This window comes from Sphingobacterium corticibacterium (assembly GCF_004208525.1).
GTDB lineage: Bacteria > Bacteroidota > Bacteroidia > Sphingobacteriales > Sphingobacteriaceae > Sphingobacterium > Sphingobacterium corticibacterium.
Genome location: NZ_SGIT01000001.1, coordinates 649,298 through 672,525, shown reverse-complemented (window position 1 = coordinate 672,525; position 23,228 = coordinate 649,298). Strand labels below are relative to the sequence as shown.

The 23,228-nt window shown below is 39.6% G+C and carries 20 protein-coding genes and 2 tRNA genes; 8 read left to right on the top strand and 14 right to left on the bottom strand.

What is annotated here, in order from left to right; all coding sequences use genetic code 11:
- Window positions 1-15 precede the first annotated feature (15 nt).
- On the bottom strand, window positions 16-2,259 hold the full coding sequence (gene ggpS / locus EWE74_RS02730) for a glucosylglycerol-phosphate synthase (protein WP_239018532.1): 2,244 nt from the start codon (window positions 2,257-2,259) through the stop codon (window positions 16-18).
- A complete protein-coding gene (locus EWE74_RS02725; protein WP_130139997.1) occupies window positions 2,256-3,242 on the bottom strand; it encodes an NAD(P)H-dependent glycerol-3-phosphate dehydrogenase in 987 nt (328 codons plus the stop codon). The genes ggpS and EWE74_RS02725 overlap by 4 nt, the downstream gene beginning before the upstream one ends.
- 225 nt (window positions 3,243-3,467) lie before the next feature.
- Here EWE74_RS02725 and EWE74_RS02720 point away from each other — a divergent pair, with 225 nt between their 5' ends.
- A complete protein-coding gene (locus EWE74_RS02720) occupies window positions 3,468-3,866 on the top strand; it encodes a hypothetical protein (protein ID WP_130139996.1) in 399 nt (132 codons plus the stop codon).
- A gap of 121 nt (window positions 3,867-3,987) precedes the next feature.
- On the opposite strand, the gene EWE74_RS02715 is transcribed toward EWE74_RS02720, so the two are convergent.
- Together EWE74_RS02715 and EWE74_RS02710 are read right to left on the bottom strand one after the other, a co-directional pair.
- Window positions 3,988-4,503, bottom strand: a complete 516-nt coding sequence (locus tag EWE74_RS02715) for an OmpA family protein (protein WP_130139995.1) — start codon at window positions 4,501-4,503, stop codon at window positions 3,988-3,990.
- Window positions 4,504-4,547: 44 nt separating this feature from the next.
- On the bottom strand, window positions 4,548-6,743 hold the full coding sequence (locus EWE74_RS02710) for a glucoamylase family protein (protein ID WP_130139994.1): 2,196 nt from the start codon (window positions 6,741-6,743) through the stop codon (window positions 4,548-4,550).
- Between the two features lie 183 nt (window positions 6,744-6,926).
- On the opposite strand from EWE74_RS02710, the gene EWE74_RS02705 reads away from it, so the two are divergent.
- Window positions 6,927-6,999 (top strand) — tRNA-Gly (locus EWE74_RS02705).
- A gap of 5 nt (window positions 7,000-7,004) precedes the next feature.
- Window positions 7,005-7,089 (top strand) — tRNA-Leu (locus EWE74_RS02700).
- Window positions 7,090-7,169: 80 nt separating this feature from the next.
- Here the strand turns inward: EWE74_RS02700 and EWE74_RS02695 are convergent.
- A complete protein-coding gene (locus tag EWE74_RS02695; protein ID WP_130139993.1) occupies window positions 7,170-9,188 on the bottom strand; it encodes a heavy metal translocating P-type ATPase in 2,019 nt (672 codons plus the stop codon).
- Between the two features lie 243 nt (window positions 9,189-9,431).
- On the opposite strand from EWE74_RS02695, the gene EWE74_RS02690 reads away from it, so the two are divergent.
- On the top strand, window positions 9,432-10,376 hold the full coding sequence (locus EWE74_RS02690) for a CvpA family protein (protein WP_206365121.1): 945 nt from the start codon (window positions 9,432-9,434) through the stop codon (window positions 10,374-10,376).
- 6 nt (window positions 10,377-10,382) lie between these two features.
- Here the strand turns inward: EWE74_RS02690 and EWE74_RS02685 are convergent, their stop codons facing one another.
- Window positions 10,383-11,753: a PQQ-dependent sugar dehydrogenase gene (locus EWE74_RS02685; RefSeq protein WP_130139991.1), complete on the bottom strand. Its 1,371-nt coding sequence runs from the start codon at window positions 11,751-11,753 to the stop codon at window positions 10,383-10,385.
- A gap of 212 nt (window positions 11,754-11,965) precedes the next feature.
- A complete protein-coding gene (locus EWE74_RS02680; protein WP_130139990.1) occupies window positions 11,966-12,772 on the bottom strand; it encodes an inorganic diphosphatase in 807 nt (268 codons plus the stop codon).
- A 243-nt stretch (window positions 12,773-13,015) separates the two neighbouring features.
- Between EWE74_RS02680 and EWE74_RS02675 the strand changes: the two genes are divergently transcribed.
- A complete protein-coding gene (locus EWE74_RS02675; protein ID WP_130139989.1) occupies window positions 13,016-13,597 on the top strand; it encodes a L,D-transpeptidase in 582 nt (193 codons plus the stop codon).
- 14 nt (window positions 13,598-13,611) lie between these two features.
- Here the strand turns inward: EWE74_RS02675 and EWE74_RS02670 are convergent, their stop codons facing one another.
- The 3 genes from EWE74_RS02670 to EWE74_RS02660 form a co-directional block, all read right to left on the bottom strand.
- Window positions 13,612-14,337, bottom strand: a complete 726-nt coding sequence (locus EWE74_RS02670) for a glutamine amidotransferase-related protein (RefSeq protein ID WP_130139988.1) — start codon at window positions 14,335-14,337, stop codon at window positions 13,612-13,614.
- Window positions 14,338-14,460: 123 nt separating this feature from the next.
- Entirely contained in the window at window positions 14,461-16,386 is a 1,926-nt protein-coding gene (locus EWE74_RS02665; protein WP_239018531.1) for a DUF3857 domain-containing protein, read from the bottom strand.
- A 3-nt stretch (window positions 16,387-16,389) separates the two neighbouring features.
- Entirely contained in the window at window positions 16,390-18,366 is a 1,977-nt protein-coding gene (locus EWE74_RS02660) for a DUF3857 domain-containing protein (RefSeq protein WP_130139987.1), read from the bottom strand.
- Between the two features lie 266 nt (window positions 18,367-18,632).
- Here EWE74_RS02660 and EWE74_RS02655 point away from each other — a divergent pair, with 266 nt between their 5' ends.
- From EWE74_RS02655 to EWE74_RS02645, 3 genes are all read left to right on the top strand, one after another.
- Window positions 18,633-19,484, top strand: a complete 852-nt coding sequence (locus EWE74_RS02655; RefSeq protein WP_130139986.1) for a bifunctional helix-turn-helix domain-containing protein/methylated-DNA--[protein]-cysteine S-methyltransferase — start codon at window positions 18,633-18,635, stop codon at window positions 19,482-19,484.
- On the top strand, window positions 19,481-20,089 hold the full coding sequence (locus EWE74_RS02650) for an alpha-ketoglutarate-dependent dioxygenase AlkB family protein (protein WP_130139985.1): 609 nt from the start codon (window positions 19,481-19,483) through the stop codon (window positions 20,087-20,089). The genes EWE74_RS02655 and EWE74_RS02650 overlap by 4 nt, the downstream gene beginning before the upstream one ends.
- Before the next feature lie 582 nt (window positions 20,090-20,671).
- On the top strand, window positions 20,672-21,109 hold the full coding sequence (locus EWE74_RS02645) for a DUF3276 family protein (protein ID WP_130139984.1): 438 nt from the start codon (window positions 20,672-20,674) through the stop codon (window positions 21,107-21,109).
- Window positions 21,110-21,116: 7 nt separating this feature from the next.
- Here the strand turns inward: EWE74_RS02645 and EWE74_RS02640 are convergent, their stop codons facing one another.
- The 4 genes from EWE74_RS02640 to EWE74_RS02625 form a co-directional block, all read right to left on the bottom strand.
- Window positions 21,117-21,302: a hypothetical protein gene (locus EWE74_RS02640; RefSeq protein ID WP_130139983.1), complete on the bottom strand. Its 186-nt coding sequence runs from the start codon at window positions 21,300-21,302 to the stop codon at window positions 21,117-21,119.
- Window positions 21,303-21,440: 138 nt separating this feature from the next.
- Window positions 21,441-21,923 carry a GNAT family N-acetyltransferase gene (locus tag EWE74_RS02635; protein WP_130139982.1) on the bottom strand — a complete coding sequence of 161 codons (483 nt, stop codon included), beginning with the start codon at window positions 21,921-21,923 and terminating at the stop codon, window positions 21,441-21,443.
- Entirely contained in the window at window positions 21,916-22,719 is an 804-nt protein-coding gene (locus EWE74_RS02630) for a GNAT family N-acetyltransferase (protein ID WP_130139981.1), read from the bottom strand. The genes EWE74_RS02635 and EWE74_RS02630 overlap by 8 nt, the downstream gene beginning before the upstream one ends.
- A gap of 17 nt (window positions 22,720-22,736) precedes the next feature.
- Window positions 22,737-23,180 (bottom strand): ASCH domain-containing protein, encoded by a 444-nt coding sequence (locus EWE74_RS02625; RefSeq protein ID WP_130139980.1) that lies wholly within the window; start codon window positions 23,178-23,180, stop codon window positions 22,737-22,739.
- Between the last annotated feature and the right edge of the window lie 48 nt (window positions 23,181-23,228).

Sequence of the window (23,228 nt, the reverse complement as noted above, 5' to 3'; positions counted from 1 at the left end):
GCACTTCTTTGAAAGCTATTTCACACTCTTTTCCAGCTCCTTTACGAAATCTTTTCCCCAATAGTGTATGTCGTAGTAATTTACCTGGTCATACAACCTATTCATACGCGCAGTACGCTCGTCTTTCGGCATTAATAACGCCTTTAATAAACTTTCTTTCATACTCTTCATATCATAAGGGTTGGTTAGGATCGCATAAGGAAGTTCAACAGATGCGCCGGCAAATTCTGAAAGGACTAGTGCCCCCGACCCACTTATACGTCCTTGAACAGCCACATATTCTTTTGCAACAAGATTTAAGCCATCTCTTAATGGCGTGATCCAAGCAATATCACTGATGGCATAGAGCTTCACCACTTCTCTAAAAGGCAACGATCTGTAAAAATATTGAATAGGAACCCACTCCATCGTAGCAAAACGGCCGTTGATCTCGCCTACAGCTCGATTAACCTCATCACGTATATCGTCATAAATTTTCATACCTTGTGAAGGCGGGGTACAAATATTAATAAGTTCTACCTTTCCTCGATACTCGGGATATTCTTCAAGAAATTCGCCAAATGCATGAATTTTTTCCAGCGGCCCTTTTACATAGTCAAGACGCTCTACGGAAAGAATTGTACTTAAAGTTGTCGTTGATTTTTGTGCGCGTGTATTGGCTATATATTTTTTTACATCCTGTTCTTCTATTATAGAACAAATTTTTTCCATATTGACGCCTACTGGCTGGGCTCCCAAACGAATTTTGCGGCCATCAATATCTAGTGTTTTAGTCATTTCATTAACGCCTAACGCACAACTATACGTTAAAAACTGTTTTGCGGCGTTGATTTTCTTGAGAACTTTAAACGGTGTATGCGATCGCAATACGTCTACAAAATTTTCAACGTAGCGCGGAATATGGAAACTAATAAAATCACATAACAGCAGACTACCTATAATTTCCTTACGCCATGGTATAATATTAAAAATATCGGCCGCCGGAAACGATGTATGGTGGAAAAATCCAATTTTTAAATCTGGGCGTAGCGGTTTCAAATAGGCAGGAACCATCCATAGGTTATATTCGTGAATCCAGACTAATGCATCTTGATCAGCTTCTTTCGCTATACGCTCTGCAAAGATTCGATTGATTTTTAGATAATGATCCCAATCGTCGTGATTGAATTTAGCTTTATCTACAAAAGAGAAAATAGTAGGCCAAAAGGCTTCTTTAGAAAAAACACGATAAAATTGATCAATATCCCGTTTGGATAGACTGATTGTAGCGGCAATCAAGTTAGGATAATTATCCTCGTCAATCAATTGATTTGGCACGTCTGTATTATCTTTCTGCTTTACTTCTTCTCCAATCCAAATACCAGAACGACCTTTTTCAAATAGACCCAATAGCGAAGGAATGATGCCATTGGGACTTTTAGGGGCAACCCTAATGGTTTTTCCATTGACAGTCTCTTGTTCAAACGGCAGTCTATGATAGACAACAACCAGTTGGTTTGATGCTTTTTTAGATTGCTTCATCTCACGTTCTTCAACAGATTTAGCGTATTTTTGAAAACGTTCTAAATTTGACAACGCTTCGATAATACCGCCTGCACCTGGCGAGGAAGCATGATAGACATTTTCGTAAGCTGCGGTATATGTACTCAAAGCTGGCTCAGCTTTTCCGACAACAACACCTTTATATCCTGTATCATATAATGACAAGTCGTTCAAGGTATCTCCCGCCACCAAAACTTCTTCTTCATTAATATGCAGATACTCCACTAGCGCTTTCAGCGTACTACCTTTATTGACACCTTTCGGCAAAATGTCTAAATATTTATCTACTGATGTAATCACATCACAATCGAAACTCTTTGCTATTTCTTGAATATTATCCAAATCTGTTTCTGTATCATAATAAAAAGAACAACGCCTTTGCTGTGGCACTTCCTGGTAAACAACAGATGTGTTTTCCAATACTTTCGTCCGAATGTCATACGGAGACGGCCATTTCTGCTCAATCTCTCCCTGAATACCTTCAACAGCGTCCAATGTCAATCCATTGACAACGGTCGCACCGACATCGGCAATAATATAATTGGGGCGAGGAATGAGCGGGTCGTTAAGTAAAGGGATTACGGATTCAATGCCACGTCCAGTTACAAAAACCAACTGTATATCCGTCAGCTGTTTTATTAAACGGTACAGACGCAGTCTGTTTTCCATACTTCCCCCTAAAAATGTTCCATCTAAATCTGTTGCCAATAGCATCATATCATATTCCTTTCTAATAATTTAAATTCGGCTGCTGCCGACATGTGTCTGTATAAAATCCGATAAGCTGTATTCACTATCGGTAAATTGAGGCCTAATTCTTTCGCTGTTTGATAAATACCTTTGGTTGCGCCATATCCTTCCGCAACCATCGACATCAAGCGCTGTGTTTGCTCAACACTATAACCACGTCCAATTAGTTCGCCAAATGTACGGTTGCGGCTGTGGCTAGAATAACCTGTTACTAATAAATCACCTAAATATCCAGAACACGCAATACGCTTCGCATTTACATGTACACTCTTTAATAATTGTTCTAGCTCATAAATAGCATTAGATACCAATACCGCTATAAAATTATCACCGTAGTTTAATCCTTTCGCGATACCACATACCAGCCCAATAACATTTTTGAATATAGCGGCATACTCCATTCCTACGCTATCATCGCTAACATTGACTTGAAGATAAAATCTTTCAAAATATGGCTTTAAGTTTCTTAGTAATACTTCATTTGGTGAACCGATGGTCATATAAGTCTTCTTTCCCATTGCAATCTCTTCTGCGTGACAAGGGCCTGCCAGAATTGCCTGTTTGTTTTCCGATATCTTAAAGCGATTCGCAATATAAGCTGAAGGTAAGTCATTATCCGGTCCGACGGTACCTTTAATAGAAGTGATAACGGATTTATCTTGAATGAGATCGCTATCAATCTGACTACATACCGATGGAAAATGGGCACTGGGTACAACAAACAAAATTTTATTGGTTTGCTGGATAACCTCAGCCAAGTCTGTAGATGCCTTTAAATAAGCTGTATTCAGTCTAACAAAAGTGAGGTAATCGGGATTTACGCCATCGGCATTAATCATATTTACCTGTTCTTTTCTACGCAAGTACCATGATACATTTACTTTATTCTCCGTCAATATTTTAACCAAAGCGGTAGCCCAACTTCCTCCGCCTATCACACTTATTTCCATTTTATCAAATTAAGTTTTATACTAGGAGGCGCTTTTCTGTGTTAATACGCTTTTATCATTTAAGTGTAGATAAATTGATTATAATTCAATCTAACTGCATTGCTGCATGTAACAAATATATTTAATTCGTCTACTATAATGTATTTCCACTTTTGAGATAATAATCGCCCCTATTTTTTAGGTATTTAAATTGTATATTTAACAGATAATACCTAAAAATGTTTTATGTTCACTAAACTAATCGCCATAGACGATCAAAAAATTGGAACGGTACATTTCCATGCCTTCGTTATCAAAATAAAGGAAGACGAGGTCGGCTTTGCTATTTTTTTAAATGAATTAACGACCCCCTTATTGTATTTCTATCGAGACGGCATAGATAGCATTACATTTAAAATCGATAACGAGCAGTTTATGGCTATTGTCAAAAACAGCAAATTCACAAAGGAAATACGAAAAGAGCTGTATAAAGATTTTGAGTTTTTTCTTCGCACGATGGAAGAGCGGGCGACCGCTTACTTGTTTAAAAATGTCGCTGTAAAATATATTACCAACTCCCGTGACATCATCCGATACAAAAATTATTATATTTCCGCCAATACGAAAATGTTTGAACAGGAATAAAGGTAGAGAAACACATTCTTCATATCAGGCTGGATGTTTACAACTAAAAAACTGCTATCTAACTAGCCTAGACTATTTCTGATCCTGTCAAATAACAGTTTTCTTATTTCTTATTAGATAGTTAGTTCAAAATCACCACTTCAACCCGTCTGTTCTGTTGACGACCTTCTGGTGTTTTATTATCGGCGACTGGCATCGTTTGCCCAAGACCTTGCGTACTGATGCGCGACGACGAAACTCCTGCATCCTCTAAAAACTTTTTAACCGAAGCTGCTCTTTTTTCAGATAACCATTGGTTGTAGCCTGCTTCGCCAGTAGCATCAGTATGCCCGTCTACACGAACCTTTTTCGTTGTATCGTTGATCAACAATTTCGATAGCTTACTCAATTCTATCTTTGCCTTATCGGTTAGAAAAGAAGAGTTGGTCGGAAACAGGACATCCGAAGAAAGCGTAAATTTAATTCCTTCGTCTGTACGAGTAGCATCTTTAAACTCACCTTTTACATTTTTTAAACCGTCGTCCGTTCCATCCTTGGAAACAACCGCGCCAGGATTGACCATAATAGCTTGTTGCTTACAAGATGTTACACCAAGAGCAACGATAACGGAAAATGCCACAGTACCTAGATATTTCATGAAATTTGCTTTAAGTTATGCTGTAAATATAAGAATTTTCATCTTCATTTGTCCTCCCCAAATAGTTTTGTTAACAATACTTTGATCTCCGGTATCTCTTTGTATAAATTCCATATCAATCCTGAGCGCGCATTTTCTAGACAAACCGTGATTGCGGCTTGGTTTGTGGCGAAATATTCGTCCGACACGTCGTTGTTTCGTAAATCAAGCCACGCACGGAATCCATATTCTGTAAAAAAGTTTTCACCATAGTTATGGTACAATGCCAGCACCGCTTTCTCCCCTTCTTCATTTAATATAAACATGGAAGAGGGAGCAATCGCAGGATTAATACGATAGCTTCCAATACTATCCATACGCTGATAGAAGCCCCACACATCAGAATTGGTGGATCCTACTCCTATTTCATTATCGCGGCGTTTCCGTACTTTAATATAATTACGTATCGCTTCTTCATAATTGATCGCGCTGTCTCGAAGTAACTTCGGATCAATCGTAAAAAATGGCTTGTATAGGTCTAGTAAAGTCGATCCCGAAAATCCAAATAAGAGATGTTCGCCATACATCATTGTATCTTGGAATACAGAAACTCTGTTTGCCATATTCTCCGGTCTGTTTTGAAGAGGATTAATAGCTAATCGGAAGCTCCGCATAAGAGCCATAACGGTATCTTTGGCCAAACTGTCCATCTTATTATAATCTGATGAATAGGTCAAATCTATATTTTTAATACCATTTTCGTAAGCCGAAAGTGGAATCGCATACTTTGGAGAACTCATTGCCAATAAATAGGCATTCATGGATTCGTTGATCCCGCCAAGTGTTGGATAATGATACGACGTGTCCACTACAGATATTTTTTCCACCAATACATCGCTATAACCTTCTGCCAGCAGCTGATTCCATTTAATATTTTCCCAAAGTGCCGTTATTCTTTTTCGCAGATCCACTTCTACATCATCATTTTTTGAAAAATATTGACGTGCGACCAATAACGCTTCTATCATCGAAGACGTAGCTAAAATATCGTAAGTAGCTTCATTATCTCGGTGTTCAGGCAAACCTGTGCGACCATCAAAATAAGCAGGAAAGACGCCGAGATGATTCTGAGCTTTGGCCAAAAAATAGACCATACGCGAAATGCGTCCTACCGCTAACGACCGGTTAATTCGCTGCTTTTCCACTCCCACAAGGAGACTTAATATAGCATTCCCACTTTCCTTTACCGATACAACCGCACGTTCTTTCATACGAAATGGTAGATACATACCACTATTGATATCGTAGTTTTCCGCGAAATAATTAACATGTGCTCCCTGTACTAGATCCAACAACTCCGTTTTCTGCAACAGTTTCGTCTTTATCTCTCTTACCTCGGAAAAAGGTGATTCTTCGTAATTATAGTCTACCCATGTAATTTTATATTGATAAGTTTTATTTACTTCAGACACATAATCCAAACATCCCTGCATTGATATTGGGCGTATACCAACCGCTTGAAAATTCTGATTATCCTCAGATCGATATATTTTAATATAGCGGATAGAGGGAGTTAAGGGTAATTGCCATTGCAAATGGACTTGTTTATCATACGCTGTCGCTGACGAAAGTATAGCGGGCGAAGAAAGTTTTACCCGCGAGACATCTTTTGCCAGAAACTCGACTTGATCAATAAAAAGATAATGCATCCCATCGTCTGTACCGTTCTGAGCAAAACGCAGTGTCGTAATAGATTCTTTGACGTATAAGTTTTTAAAGTCGGCTATCGGAATCCGAACGTCGATCCATTTATTGTAGTCGAGATTCTTTATATACGAAGCCAATTCCAACTGATCCGTTTCCGACTGTTTCTGCCGAATGCTTATTTTAGGTAAGTTATCTGCTTTTGTATTCTCGGACTTAATAAACAATTTGAGCACGAGATAATCTGAACGTTCCACCTGATAATGGAGTTTTTGTCGACTATATTGTAAATCGACCTGCCAATCACCATCAATAGCGGATTTATATTGCAGAGAAAGTGCATTACCTGGTGTGAAAAACAAAGTATCAGACACCAATAGATGATGATTCAGATTCTCCACCCAAGAACGTCCTTGATAATCTACTTTACTTTTGGCATAAATGCCTTTTACTAAACTATTGTCGAAGACAACTTCGGGATAAGTATCGGCGTACCCTCTTTCCCCAGTGCCTATTATACCAACTAATACCAGAACAAACAAATACAATTGCCTCATAACAAATATTGATCTTCGACAAAAATAAGCAAATATTGCACCATTTAACTATCACCGTCTATTTTATAGTCTTTGGTAAGAAAAATATTACGCACATTTTTAGATGGTTAGCGTGGATCGTATTAAAAAGCACAAAAATAATTTTTGGAATAAGATTTTCTCTCTATATTTGCATCGTCGCAAGCGAAAGTAGCTCAGTTGGTAGAGCACAACCTTGCCAAGGTTGGGGTCGCGAGTTCGAATCTCGTCTTTCGCTCAGTTGCCTAGGTGGTGGAACTGGTAGACACGCAGGACTTAAAATCCTGTTCCCGTTAAGGGAGTGCGGGTTCGATTCCCGCCCTAGGTACTTCAAAAACCGCTTCTATTTCGAATAGAAGCGGTTTTTCCGTTTTAGGAGCAAAAGCAGCACCTAAATTCTCGTAGATCTCAAAACTTCATCCGTTGTATCCGTATGGCATTCAATATGGCTAATAACGCTACCCCAACATCGGCAAACACCGCTTCCCACATCGTAGCTAGTCCCCCTGCTCCCAGGATAAGTACAATCGCTTTCACACCAAAAGCCAATCCGATGTTCTGCCAAACGATTTTCTTTGTCTGTTTTCCAATGTTGATTGCCATAGGAATTTTGCTGGGCCTATCGTCCTGTATCACGACATCAGCTGTTTCGATCGTCGCGTCGCTTCCTAGCCCGCCCATCGCGATTCCAACATCACTTAGCGCCACTACAGGCGCATCATTCACACCATCTCCGACAAAAGCAACACTTTCGCCCTTGGCTTTGATTTCTTTTACTTTGTTCACCTTGTCCTCCGGTAATAAATCACCAAAAGCATTATCTATACCCAATTGCTCCGCTACATGCTTTACCACGGTACTTTTATCTCCACTAAGCATCGTCGCTTTAACATGGAGTCTATGCAGTAAATTGATAGTCTCCCGCGCATCTTCTTTTATCGTGTCTGCAATGGTGATATAACCGACAAATTTATTATCGTAAGCAACGGCAATAGTCGTATAAACGATGCTATTAGGATCTAAATCATATTGAATTTCAAATTTATCCATCAGTTTGAAATTTCCGACCAATATATCGTTTCCATTGACAGTCGATTTTAGTCCGTGTCCGGCGATTTCTTCTGTGTTTTCCAACCTAATTTCATTACTCGGTTTTCCAACGTATTCATGAATAGCAGTTGCTACAGGATGCGTGCTGTGACTTTCTAAAGTATTAACCATCTGAAGTATTTCCTCTTTGTCAAATGCTGTATTAAAATTCACCTCCTGTACTTTGAAAACGCCCTCGGTCATTGTCCCTGTCTTGTCCATCACGACATTTTGGATATTGGCAAGCACATCTAAAAAGTTACTTCCTTTAAATAATATTCCGTTTCGGCTCGCGGCACCAATTCCACCAAAATAGCCTAGAGGGATACTGATCACCAGTGCACAAGGACAGGAAATTACCAGAAATATCAGTGCCCTGTATAGCCAGTCGGCAAAAACATAATCCGAAACAAACAGAGCTGGTAGGAGCGCAATTCCAATAGCGAGGAATACAACAATAGGCGTATAGATTTTGGCGAACTTACGGATAAACAATTCCGTAGGCGCTTTTTGAGAAGTGGCGTTCTGTACCAGTTCCAAAATCTTGCTTAACTTGCTATCACTATAGGCTGTGGTTACTTTTACGTGTGATACGGTATTTAAATTTATCATTCCTGCCAACACCGTTTCACTCTTATTTTTTGTATCGGGTTTGCTTTCTCCCGTTAACGCTGAGGTATTGAACGACGCCGAATCCGATAACAATTCTCCATCCAGACCCAATTTTTCTCCAGGTTTCAGCTGTATGGTTTCACCGATATTTACGGATTCTGCTTTGACTATCTGTGGTTCATTATCTCTTAAAACAGTGACTTCATCGGGCCTTTGGTCAAGCAACGATTTGATATTGGATTTTGCCCTTGAGACCGCCAAAGTCTGGAATACTTCGCCGACGCTGTAGAACAGCATTACGGCAACGCCTTCTGGATATTCTCCAATGGCAAACGCCCCAATAGTAGCAAGGCCCATCAAAAAGAACTCCGAAAAAACTTCCCCCTTGCCGATGCTTTCCACGGCTTCTTTGAGTACGGGTAGCCCTACTGGAACATAGGCGGCTACATACCAGATAATCCTTACCCCATCCGTAAACCAGGTCTGCAGGAACCAATTGTCCATAGCTATACCTGCCAACAATAATAAGAGGGAAATAATAGCAGGCAGAAACAATTTAAAAACGCTGTCGTTAACGTTCGAATGATCGTGTCCATGATCATCGCCACTACAACAACCTTCATTATGAATAATTTCTTTCGCACCTGCTTTGGTATATATTTTTTCTTCTTCTCGTGTGCAACAAAGTTGTCTACCCTGTGCATCATATATATGTTTGTGCGCCATTATAATAATATTTTCACTTACATCCTGTTGTCTATTGCTTAACACTATCCCCTATTTTTACTTCGCTATTTTTACGAAGTTACAAAAGAAGAGCATGCGATGCACGTGAGACTCTCTAATTCTGTAGCGGCATTCTGCAAGTTTCTCTTAAAAAGTTGGTAGTTTATTCCTTTTAAAAAGTTTGTTTTATTCTATGATAAAAACATTTAATCGTATTAATTGTCCTATTGAAACTGTATGAACATGATCGATATAATACTTTTGCTTATCTTCTTAGCTTCCATATGGAATGGGGTAACTAGGGGGTTCTTTGCTGGGATGGCGGGATTGGTATCTTGGTTGGGAAGTTTACTAATTACATTCGCATTATATAGACATGTCGCTCATTTTTTTGAGGCAAATATCACAACCGGTGTATGGGTAATGCCGTTGTCCTTCCTGTTCACATTGCTTATCGTTGGTTCCGTGCTGGCGCTGTTCGCTACTAAAGCGTTAAGCGCTATCCCGTTAAAAATACAGAAACACCGCTTGAACAATATTTTTGGATTCATACCCGGTGTCGTCGCTGGACTGCTCTATGCCGCTATCACGGCCAGCCTTTTACTTTTAATGCCCCTTTCGGAAACGTTGACGTTACAAACTCGGGAAAGCAAAATCGCAGAGCGGTTGACAAACGGATTGGTATGGATCGAGCAACCCTTCACACCAGCGCTTGAGGCGGTAAACCGTTCCATCAATAAAATGACCATTGCGCCTGAATCCTCTGAAAGTTTCAGTCTTCCTTTTGTGGTGGAAAATCCAACCCCCAGGCCAGACTTAGAAGTCCAAATGCTCAAACTTATTAACGAAGAGCGGACCAAAGCAAACCTGTCGGTACTCACGCTCGACGAAGAATTAACACCAATAGCCCGCCAGCACGCAGAAGATATGTTTGCAAGAAGTTATTTTTCTCACATCTCACCAGAAGGAAAGACACCTTTTGATCGTATACGCGCCGCTCATATTAGTTTTCTCATCGCAGGCGAGAATTTGGCACTTGCGCAAACCCTTCCCTTGGCTCATGAAGGACTGATGAATTCTCCGGGGCATCGTGCCAATATCCTTCGAAAGACATTTGGCCGTGTAGGAATTGGTGTCCTCGATGGTGGTATATACGGTTTGATGATCACACAAAAATTTCGTAACTGAAGTTGTTTACATTGGCTTAAGTCTATATTCGATCAAGCAACCTCTAAGATCAGCATGATCGGGATTTTCTTCGGTAGGACCAGAGGTTACTGCTGATCGGTCCGTGATAAGATAAATCCTCCTTCCATCTGGCGAGAGACAGATATCCCGATAACGGACATCCGCTGCGAATAATCTTTCCGGATCGCCTTGGACACCTCTTCCATCCGCAGTAAGTGTTATCCGATACACAGCGCCTTGTTTTAAGCTGGTAACGAGCAGACTGTTCTGCCACGCCGGGATTCCCCTGTGATTATAATATATGAGGCTGCTGGGCGCGATGGACTGCCAATCTTGGTTTTCGCCTGATCTTATTTTTTCCATCTTTACACGTAGCGAGTCATTGCCGGTTGGCATAAAACTGTAGAGTGGATCGCGATATTCAGTTCCCCATAGGGTTGCCGTCGCCGCTTCATCCTCAATGAGAGGAAGCATAGTATTCCATTCTCCCTGTATCTTCTTATCGTCGGAAACGGCTGCTGCAAGCCCATTGTAATTACCATCAGCATAGCCTACTATCAGGGGATGTCCATAATTTTTACCTTGTTCAATCAAGTTAATTTCATCATCAGACATCGGTCCATGCTCGCAAGAATACAGATAAGAAAAATTAGCCGACTTGGCCCAAGAAAGCCCTTGCGGATTGCGGTGACCAAAGGAATAAACCGGAGAACCGTGAAGCGGACTATTTGTTGCAAAATCTAGACTATAACGCAATATCTTACCTTCTTTACGATTGAGGTCTTGCGCATGATTCTCCCGTCCTACATTACTATACTGCCCCGCTCCCATATCACCCAATGCATAAAAGAGAAAATATTTACCATTCTGCTGCGTCCATTCCAACCTTCCCCCGTTGTGGTCGTTACTACCTGGTATCTCCTGATCAATCACCTCTTCATCACGCAGTAGATTTGTATGTTCATCATATCGAAAACGCGATAGTTTGGACATAAAATCGTTCCCTGACAGGTGCTTATAGATATAAGCTAGGTACACATAGGGGCTTCCCTCCGTAAATTTAGGATGGAGCACCATCCCCATCAACCCACCTTGTGGCCATGGTTTGTCGTCTAAATCTAAGGTATCATAACGTGGAAATTCGCGAGCCATACTAAGATCAAGAACCACTTTCATATCCTTCGTCTCCGGGTCAATCCGTAAAACACGGTAGGTTTTACTCTCCGTAATCCATAAATGGTCGTCTGCTCCATACACGATGGACCAAGGATCTGCCAGCTTGGAACGCAGAATAGATCGTTCAAAATGAGGTGTCTGTCCATAAAGACTTAGCCCGACTATATAAAAAGATAAAAAAGTGATTATTGCTTTAGTCATTCGTAAATGTTATATCCAACTTGACACGGAACCGTTCTGATTATCCTCATAAAACGTCTTAGTAAAGAACGTTGATTAAGAAAATTTGTTTCCAAGGTGTAACTTTCTCTTTAAGGATTATTTTTGTATTAGAAATTATTTGTGGAAAATCGGATTCTGGATTTTTAAAAATCAATGGCGTTTCTTGGGTTTGATTACACACATATTTATTGTTATATTATATTCATGCGGGAACTCCGGATGAGGAGTTTATCCTGCTTAAACTGATTTGCTAAATCTGCTTTAAGCTGCGTCCAAAAGACCTCTTCTCCGGTTGGAGACATCACTTCATATATAATCAGCTCGTCTCGTTCATGCCCTTCTTCTGGGTTATCCCAGATACCGGTAACAGGCGACCGCTGATATACGGTAACACCTCCAAATTTTCTGACAAGCAAATGGCGTAAATCATCAAAATAGTGTTGTGGAAATGCACTATTCTTATTGTTTTTCAGCGGTAGGAAAATTTCAAAAAGAAGCCTTTTATCCAACCTATCCTGAAACCGGTGAATAAGCTTCCAAGCCCGTTCAGCAGGGATCTGCTTTTCAACCTTGAGCCGTTTTCCTTCTTGGTCGATGTAATTTGTAAAGAATGCTTCCAGCTGCGCCCGAAGTTCTTTCGGGAGATCCCTAAGCGTGTTGACTTTTTTGTATATGAGAGAAGCTACAGATACAGCAATAAAACGATCATTCCGAATCATTTTATCGCTGTCATTGGATTCTGCTTGATGGATCACGAACGCACCAATTACCCGGCATTCAACCGCACATGTCGGAAAAGCACTAGATTCAGATAAGACTATGACATCTAGGGGATCGCCGTCTTCTCCCTTCGTCCCTGGCAAAAAACCAAAATCAAAAGGAAAGACCATACCTGCCGGTAACATTTTTTTTAGTTTCATCCGTCCACTTACAGAATCGTATGTATATTTTTGATCACTGCCCGCAGGCGTTTCTATAATTACTGAAATAGTGTCCATAATATTGGTATATCCGTATCTTCAACAATTGGGACACCTAAAAGGTTCTGATTAATCTTGATTCTACTTTCCTATAAAATCTGGGATCAGTTTTTGGGAACCTCGTGTAGCATGTTTTCGGATTCTAAAGGGTATCCTTCGGACAATAAGCTGACTTTCGGTGGATGCAATATGTGAATGGTTCTCAAATTTGGTTTATTTTTTGCATAGTAGAGCATAGTAGAAAAATTAAAGATCAGAATTATGCATACGACACGCTACATGTTTTTGTTTTTAACGGTATTTTTTTACAGTTCTTGCCGGGATAGAACTCCTACAACAAAAAAAGACACGGAATCTGAGATACCAGAAACCAGATTGCTGATTAGCATTTCACAGCGGCAACTATATGTAATGGAAGGAGACGACACAATAAAGCGGTATGCGATATCCGTAGGTAAACAGGGACATCCTACACCACAGGGCGAATTCGAAATCCACCAGATCGATTGGAATCCCGACTGGACACCGCCTGACAGCGAGTGGGCACAGGATCAAAGTTACAAGCAACCCGGTCAGGCCGGAAACCCCATGGGGCGAGCTCGCATCATTTATAAAATGCCCTATACCATACACGGCACTACCGATCTGGAATCATTAGGTGAAGCTGAGTCGCATGGTTCAGTACGCATGGCCAATGCTGAAGTAATCGAGCTCGGACGTTTCTTAATGGAACAGTCGGGTACGAAGCGATCCGAGGAGTGGTTCAACCGCGTACTGAGCGATTCTGTGACGATGGAATCGGTGAAGTTGGAGAAGAGTATCCCGCTGACGAATGTAGAATGAGGATAGACAAATTATCAGCGCTTGTAAAATAAATATTCCGTTTCAAGTTTATCAAGAAACCGGAATAGCATTTCATTCATTTCATGGAGATCGTAACTTCGAATTTCATCAGGCTTCTGCACATACCGATAAGCGGTATTATTTGTCAAAAAATCTAATTCTTCTGCAATAAGCAACTCTATAACAGCTGGTGTAAGTTCCATATGACATTGAAAACCATAAACGAGATTATGATATGCTACGATTTGTCTTGGACAACCTACAGTTGTCGCTAATATTTTGCTTTGCGATGTAAGGCCGGGCATATCATTGTGCCAATGTCCAACAGGTAAATTGGCACCAAAATGATTTATCTTTTCATCTTTCAAACCATCGGTTGTAAGCTGTATGGAAAACACACCAATTTCTTTTTCAGGGCTGTGGTCGTAACGAGCGCCCAACGCTTCACCGATAAGCTGCGAACCGAGACAGACCCCAATCACTGCCTTGCCTGCATGAACTGCTTTGCGTATGAGTGCTTTTTCTCCGATTGCATCAAAATGAGGACATTCGTCTCTTGTTGTATTCGGACTTTGTGGACCGCCCATAACAATCAACAAGTCCATATGATCCACTGTATCTGGTAAAGGTTGGTTTTCATACACTTTAGAAAAGGTAACATTATGCTTTCTTTGCTTTGCCCAGTCTAAATAGGCTCCAGGTGCTTCAAAAACTTCGTGCTGTACAAAATGAACATTCATTGTCGTATATGGGTTAATGCTAATCTTTCTATTACTTTTTGCGATATGGTAAAGTTACAAACAATAGATCGATTATAGTAAAAACAGGCGTACGCGCAAGGTTTAACATCCAGCGATAAAAAATTAATGGCTATCTTTTTTAATAGATAAATTATATTTCCCCCTGTCGGAACTATATATCTCTGCCATAAATCGATAAAATTCTGCATATTTTTCTTGAGGGTAAGTCCCCTCTTGGAGTTGAATCATACGATAACTTGTCAATATACCATTTGATATCGCAATGCGTAACTCGTATATACCCATCTCCGTTTCTAGTCGTTTGTTAACCGGCATGGTGAATGTATCTATATCATCTGGCAACGTATAATGCATGATATCTATATCGGTGTATCCACGGTTGATATACAATTCGTTGGTTCGGTTTCGCGTCGCAGGTATTGGTCGTGCCTGATTAAATATATTCGGATGTAAAATAGCGTGTGTCCCCGATTTTACCACATAATTTTTTATCGCGAGATCAAGCGTTTCGCAGATGGCGATTGAATCCTTATCCGCTGAAATCATTTCGTAATCAATCTTACGGAAACTGATATGGTCGATATCATACCATTTTTTCGCGTTTTTGGTCTTCTCCTGCTCGCTCATAAAGGAATTATAATAATGATTATCAAACTGTCCGCCACTAAATGTAGTTTTCAAACGCCCTTCCAACGAGCCATCCGCCAATATGTTAAAATGTCCTTCTCGATACTGCAGGCTTGCCTCATGGCTAAATTTGGGCGTACGCATGATCTTCCCTCCCTCCGCGGAACAGGCGATAACGAGCCGATCATCCGTAAAATCGCTTAAGAATCCAAAGGGTATTTGCTGGTTGGTACATTCCAGCCAAGTTGTATCGTTTTCAAAGGGTATACATAAGATAATATGGTTACCATCAGAGACATTTGCAAAATCAGCAGTGATATCTCTTTTATATGATCCAGCCTCCACAATACAGTAATAGGAAGGAATATTAACGACATCCAATAAGCTCTGCATATAATTGACTAAGGCCTTACAATCGCCATATCCCAACTGATCGACTGTTTCAGCGGGAAAAGGTTCAATGCCCCCTATTCCCACTTGAATACTAATGTAACGGGTCTTATCTTGCATGTACTTATATAATGCTTTTGCTTTCTCTTTGGGCAAATCTATATCTTTCGTCAATTCCTTCACGCGTCGGACAGTCGCTTCTGGAAGTACACGTTTATCTGCCAATAGATAATCATAGTTCCATTTCCCAAATTCTTGCCAATCCTTAAAATGACCTGTTTTTTTGAAGTATTGAAAGTTTTCCGGAACGATCCTAACACGCGTAGCATGGAGATCGCGTGGAGGGCTATAAGGTTCAGACTGACGCGCAGGAATATCCTTCAGCTCCCAAGTATATGTTTTCGTCTTTGCATCCTCTTGGACAACAGCTTCTGCTTCATAATTTTGTTGATGTATGCGAATTCTCTCTGTTGGGCGACACGTAAAGACATAGCTGCTCCGTTCAATAGCCACATCGTAAGCATAATCTGGCGCCCAAGACGGAATCAACAGGTTTTGATTCTCTTTGATTTCTACGCTGTAAACAATAGTATAAGGGTAGTTGTATACCGCAGGGCTGTAATCTTTCATCCGAGTATCATCGTATAGATTACTTTGACCAGATGCACTCCTATCCCGAAAGTCTTTCAGTGAAAATTTTCCGATTGAAACACCAAATTCATTAAATATCTCCCCTTTTACGTTTTTTATCTTTCTCGATTTATTATAATACAGTTCAATACTCCCGTGTTCCTCTCCGCTCCTATTATGGACGGTCACGGCACGTGTGATCCGGACGGTCACATCGTTAACACTTTTCATATCAATTTCTACACGTTCGTTTCTGACGGTAGCGTCCGCCCGTTCTTTTAAGTGCGTATTAATCAAATCCACCGAATACATATTTTGCCCTCTTAAGCCTAGGTGCATAACACCAGTCAATACTAGGATTAACCATAATTTTCTTGTCATAGCTTATTTTTTAGTGAATGCAAAATCTACTTTCTGATGTTGTATTATTCTAGAATAAAATTCTTTTAGATGAAAATATTCGTCTACTTCGTAAATTGCTTTATTCAAAGCCAGTTCTTGTTTAAGCATTAATCTACCTTCTTCATATTGCGACTGATAGGTATATCTCGCTGCTGATTCTGGGAGGGCCAGAGCGGTATTCTTAGGCTGACGCTCTATATGAAAGTCTTTTGGTAACTGAATGGAAATGGTATATGATTCTTTCTGCTTAGAGCCAAGATCTACAGGGTAGCTTCTTTCCTCTAAATTAAAAGGATTTTTTGTCATTCTATTTATCAATATAGGATTGAAGGCAAAGCTTTTCTCTCGTACGTTATCGGAAAAATCCATGCTAACCTTGTAGCTTTCAACAAGGTTGTTATCTAAACTGTCCAATTGATAGATATCTCCGTCCTCAATTTTCATGTTGGCAGAATTATTCATCCGTTCTTCGATATAGATGTCTAATGATGAAAACCTCCGGATATAATTTCTATGGTTCAATGCATCCAATCCTTGATAGGTTATACGGATATTTCCTTTGAATTGACCTACTTCATCTATGTTTCCGGTGATTTCAAAATGAGTAGAGGCATTAATCTCATTCTCTAGTTTTATCCATTCGGAAGATTTTTTTGAATAGATAATACGACCACTGCCATTAATACACCGAAGAGGTAAAAGACCGAATGGAAGATTTTCTTCCGATGCATCTAGAAAATAGTTTTTACCGTTCACCCGAACCTGCGCGACAAGATAGTTGAAATCAGAAATGACCGGATGTATAGTTTTTGGAAGACCATTTTCCCGCGTTGATACCAAGACAGGATACGCTTCAATCCCTGCGGCACCACAAGCAGAAATCAGCGAAAGATTAATATCTCCAACATTTCCGTTTCTTCTTTCTAAAGCTTCCTTTACACCATATTGACTGTATTTTCCGTATATCTTATTCCACTTAATTTGTTTTTTGATATAACTATATATCTTACGAGCCTTATCTTCATCAGAATCACCGTCTGTATATATTTCGGGCAAAATACGCTTGAAATTATTCTCCCGGTCAATCTGTCCGCCAAATGAACGGTTACTCAATAGCTCTCTGTCTACATCTTTCCATTCTTTGGTAAGATTCTGGCGTGCTCCATTTGTCGAATAATATTGCATAAGTTCGAAGTTGATTGCCGATTTATAGTTTTTCGGAGCCAACATATAGCTTTCTTCTTGGAAGGCGGGAATGTCTTTCATGATATAGGTTAACTGGGAACAATCCTGCCGACGCCCATTCAGTAAAAAATGATCTTTCAACAATTTTGATTTTTGGTCGGTTAATTTATAGGAACCAGTCAGGGTTACATTATAGTTGTAGAGAGCTGGAATTATTGCCGTATATTCGCTGTAAAGTTTAGGGATATCATCTTGATATTCCCAAGTTCTGTAGTTAAAAATATCAGGGGATTGTATCTCATATTCAATATCGATAATACAATTTTCCGTTATGTTCGGCAACGTGAATTTACTCAAGTTTACAAATTCATTCACTTTTTCGTGAAAGACGGCTCCTTTATCCATCTCCACCGTGTGTATCTTTCCGTCTACATAATGCGTATATCCGCGAATCTGGCTTACGGTTTCAAATTTATTTCCAATTTTATAGAGCGGAATAACGTAATTGGCCTTATCAAATCCCTCTTTATCCAAGATCTTAATCCGAACGCCATAACGGTGTATGACCCGTAACTCCCGTTCGCCCTCGTCCACCTGTATGTCTGATCTTCCTTTTTCTAACATCACCACAGCATGAGATGTCGAATCAATTATTGGCGAACTAGGTATTTCAAAATCACGAAAAGAAATCGAGGGCAGCTCATTAGTTTGGGCTTGCGTATTGGCTAAAAGTACTTGGAAAATCCAAACAAGAGTAAAGAATCTGTACATCATAATTAGGTGTTTTTTTTGATGTGAATATAACAAAAAAAATATATCTAAAATAGATGTACTATTTTTTAAATTACGCACTCATTCGACAAAAGGATTATCCGTAGTTTTTGTGGGGTCATAAAAACGTTTTCATTTAAAATTTTGTTACTTTTAACTGTTACCGGCGACGCTTATCAAATGATGCATATAAATCAACAGGCGAAATTCAGCAAGTTTCGGGTTTTATAGCAGCTATTTTCTGCTGACATTTGTTAAAAATCATACTGATGAACGAACAACAAGAACTCAATTACAACAGAATCGCAGAAGCAATTAAATACATCAGAAACAATTTTAGAGGACAGCCTACGCTTGATGAAATTGCTAGAAAAGTCCATTTAAGTCCTTTTCATTTTCAACGGTTATTTAGTGAATGGGCGGGAACAACACCTAAAAGGTTTCTTCAATATATCAGCATTGAACACGCAAAAACATTATTAAAAGATAAACAAGCAACCCTTTCTGCTACCGCTTTTGAAACGGGACTTTCAGGAACGGGACGCCTACATGATTTGTTTGTCAAAATTGAAGGAATGACACCCGCCGAATATAAGAATGGTGGAAAACAACTCTCTATTAATTACAGCTTTGCTGAAAGTCCATTCGGCAACCTCATTGTTGCTTCTACGTCCAAAGGCGTTTGTTATATGGCTTTCTTTACTGATGAAACAAGTGCAATAATCGATCTAAAACAAAAATTCCCGAACGCCACATTTCAACGCCAATTAGATGCAATACAACAACATGCTCTATTCATTTTCAAAAACGATTCGAGTAAACTTTGTGATATAAAACTGCATTTAAAAGGAACGGATTTTCAATTAAAAGTTTGGGAAGCACTTTTGAAAATCCCAATGGGGAAACTTTTCACCTATGGAGATGTCGCTACACAAATCGGCAAGCCAAATGCGTCCAGAGCAGTAGGTACAGCTATTGGAAGTAACCCTATAGCCTTTCTTATCCCCTGTCATCGTGTAATCCAATCATCCGGTAACATTGGTGGTTATATGTGGGGGAGTACAAGAAAAACCGCAATCATTGGTTGGGAAAGTGCAAAAACAAATATGGTGAAAGAATGAAACTATTTGACGAACGCATTGACAGCATAAAAAATTGGTTACCACAAGATGGGATTGTAAATTATTACGGGAAGTTGTTTAATCAACAAGATGCTAATTATTACTTCGAAAAATTGTTAATGGCGGTTGATTGGCGGAATGACGAGGCAATTATCTTTGGAAAGAAAATCATTACGAAACGAAAAGTGGCATGGTATGGTGAAAGACCTTTTGAATATACTTATTCTAAAACCACCAAAAGAGCATTGCCCTGGACGACAGAAATTTTGGAGCTCAAAAATATAGTAGAAAAAGAAACCAATGAAACGTTTAATTCCTGTTTACTCAATCTCTATCACGATGGCAATGAGGGTATGGCGTGGCATAGTGACGGCGAAACTGATTTGAAAAAGAATGGTGCAATTGGCTCCTTAAGTTTCGGTGCTGAACGAAAATTTGCGTTTAAACACAAAACAAGCAACGAGAAAGTTGAATTAATGTTGGAACACGGAAGTCTGTTGGTCATGAAAGACACTACACAGACCCATTGGTTACATAGACTTCCTCCAACTAAAAAAGTGAGAACACCACGAATAAATCTGACGTTCAGAACGATAGTAGAATAAAACTTCGCTCTGGTTCGAATTCACGTCAACCAAATTAAGCCCGAACCCTTCGTTTCGAACCCCGTCCAACCCTTCTGTTCTCATCCCTCTACTGGCGTTAAATAGAAAAGCTTTAGAAATAAAAAAGCTCCAATCTTTATGATTGAAGCCCTGCGGAGAGTGAGGGATTGGTTCAGCCGCTCATTCCCCAACCATGTCCCTGAACCTTCTAGAATCGAACCCCGTCCAACCCTTCTGTTCTCATCCCTCTACTGGCGTTAAATAGAAAAGCTTTAGAAATAAAAAAGCTCCAATCTTTATGATTGAAGCCCTGCGGAGAGTGAGGGATTGGAACTATCCTTGTAACTCTCTGATTTAATATCTTTTATAAGTTTCGTTTTTACGAGGTCTCGCTAGGGTCTCGCAATACTTTTTTCTTATATTCCCTATTTCGTTTTGCTATACAAAGATACAGAATAAACCTGTCTTTTTCACGCATAAGTAGCATTATTTGAGATTGTTAGGTGGCTGTTTTTTAGTTATGTAGGATGGTTTTAGTATATTCGATGTAACAATCGCTTATTACGAATAAATAACTTCATTATGGATAATAACGAACTATTTACTGATAAAATCACGAAAGGAAATCGTACGTATTTCTTTGATGTAAAAAAGTCAGAAAATGGTAGCCTATATCTCTCCGTTTCGGAAAGTAGGCGCACCGACGATGGCTTCGAAAAATACAAGATATTGATCTTTGAAGAAGATATAAAAGACTTCAAAAAACTCTTTAATCGAGCTGTCAAAAAACTGGAAAAGCTGACCGATCCGGAAAGTGACAAGGAGAGTTACACTTTGGACGATATCCGCGAACAGCATCCACAAGCTTATCGGCCATGGTCGACCGAAGACGATGAAAAACTGGAGGGTTTGTTTTGTGAGGGAAAGACTGTCAAGGAACTGGCCAATATCTTCCAACGTAAAGAAGGTGCTATTACATCACGGATTAAGAAGTTGGAACTGAAAGAAAAGTACAGCTAATTATCTGTTATAGAGCTGCTTTAATTTCCTCTTTGTCCAAGCCTAAATATTCACAGACTTCCTCTATACTAAGCAATTGGTGAGCTTGCTTGCCTCGTATTTTTTTAACCGTATTGTATATACGTAAACTCTGCCGGTAGCTCTTGCCGGTGATACGAGATATGTCCTTCGGATAAATACAGATTCTTCTCATTTCTATACTCTATGTACGCTTTATCTATTCATTTGATATGAAGATGGACTGGCGTAGCTGTTCATCATTCAGATACCCAACTTACTAACAAGTTGGTATAAAGCTGAGGTGAAATCTTGTTGCAATTTACGAATATAATTAGGAAATATTTTTCCAGCTTATTTTGACTGCAGATAATGTTGGAAGTTCCAAACGTTGCTCCTTTAAGATGTCGAAGCCTTGTTTTAAATAAAAGTTGAGCGGAGATAAGTAAAGTTCACCGTTAATTTTACGATCGTCATTATGGTCGATAACCCAACCGCAAAGCATTTCTTCATTCTCTTTTAAATCCATCATTAATTTCGAACCGACACGATGCCCTTGAATCGAACTGGATAGGATTATTGCAAACCATTTTTCCTGGTTGCGATAAAACTTTGTTGCCCATCCAACAACTTCATTATCTATTCGAACAAGTATATGCGTAGGACTTTCTAAACCATTGATATAGGTGTAAAAATCTTCTAGATTGTCGTAGGCTAATTTAGCCGGATACTCATCACTCCAAAGCTTCATAACACTTTCTTTCTCAACAGGAGAAAGCGAAATGGTATAATCGAATTTCAAATCATCATTAGCCATAATTACCCCCAATTCGACTAAATATTTTATCGGGATGCCATATTGTATCTTCTCCGTATGTCATCCTTATTGCAGTTGTGTCTTGAACTTCGAAACCGTTATTGACAAGAAACTGAAGCCCCACAAAATTGTCTAATGGCAAAACAGCGGCATCCGTTCCAATATACTTAAGACTCATTAATCCTAAACCTGCGCGCTCTGTCTTAGCATATATTGGACCTTGACCGAGCTTTGGAAAATAATAACCTTCGACCATACCTTCGTGTTCAAAGATTACAGCTTGTTTAAGATGACTATCTATTAATTCACGCCTGTTTTCTCCACTTATTTCTTGATCTAGTTTATGAATTTGCTCATAAAAGGAAGACGAGGATGGTTTCAGTTGATCTGGCAATGATTGCTGCGGCCATAGACGCTCACGCTTGAGAAACTGGTATGAACCAATTACTCTGAAACCAGCTTTTCTATAAACTGGAGCTCCTAGGTCTGTTGCGATCAAATTGATGGATACTGCTCCATTTTTAGTAGCTAAGTCTATTAAGTAGCTTACAATCATGAAACCGATTCCTTGACCACGATATGATTGCTCCACGATTATGTGCCCCAACCAAGCTGAATTTTGGTGTAATATTAGAGCTCCAACACCGATGATTTTATTTTTAAAAATAACTTTAACAGGCATGCAAAACGATTGAAGACAGTATTCCATTAAGGAAATAGTAATGTCACCCCATCCTTCTGGTTGGAGATAACGCGTTGAAGGTAAATCTTGGAGCGTGAGTGGGCGTATATCCATGCTTTTTAGATTTTCGGCTAAATTGTCTCAAAATATTCGCAGACAAGCTCCATATTTTCGGACGGTTGCAAGCCACGATCACTAAGTTCTCGTGTGTAATAATCCCAATGAACTTTTTGCCAATAGCTTAAGCTTCTATCTCCTTCGCCTTCAATAAACGCGTATTCCGCTGTGATATTTTTAAATTTTACAAGCTGCACTTTGACGGTTTTGGTGATCGCTTTGGGTATTCCATGCCAATCGGTGACGATAGCTAGATCTCCGATTACAGGTAGTTTTTCTTCGTTGATTTGCAATCCAGTTAAAGAATGTGTAGTAGCCTGTTTGATACCTTTTCGTACAAGTTCGGCACATTCGTCTGCGTCCTTTTCGTTATCACAGAAGTAATAAGCTGGCGGTGTTTCTACACCACTATATTCCCGTATTTCGTTTTGAAATTCTTTCCAAAAAGTATCTATCATATTGCAATTTACGAAATATACTTAGGAAGTATGTGACCATATTGACCC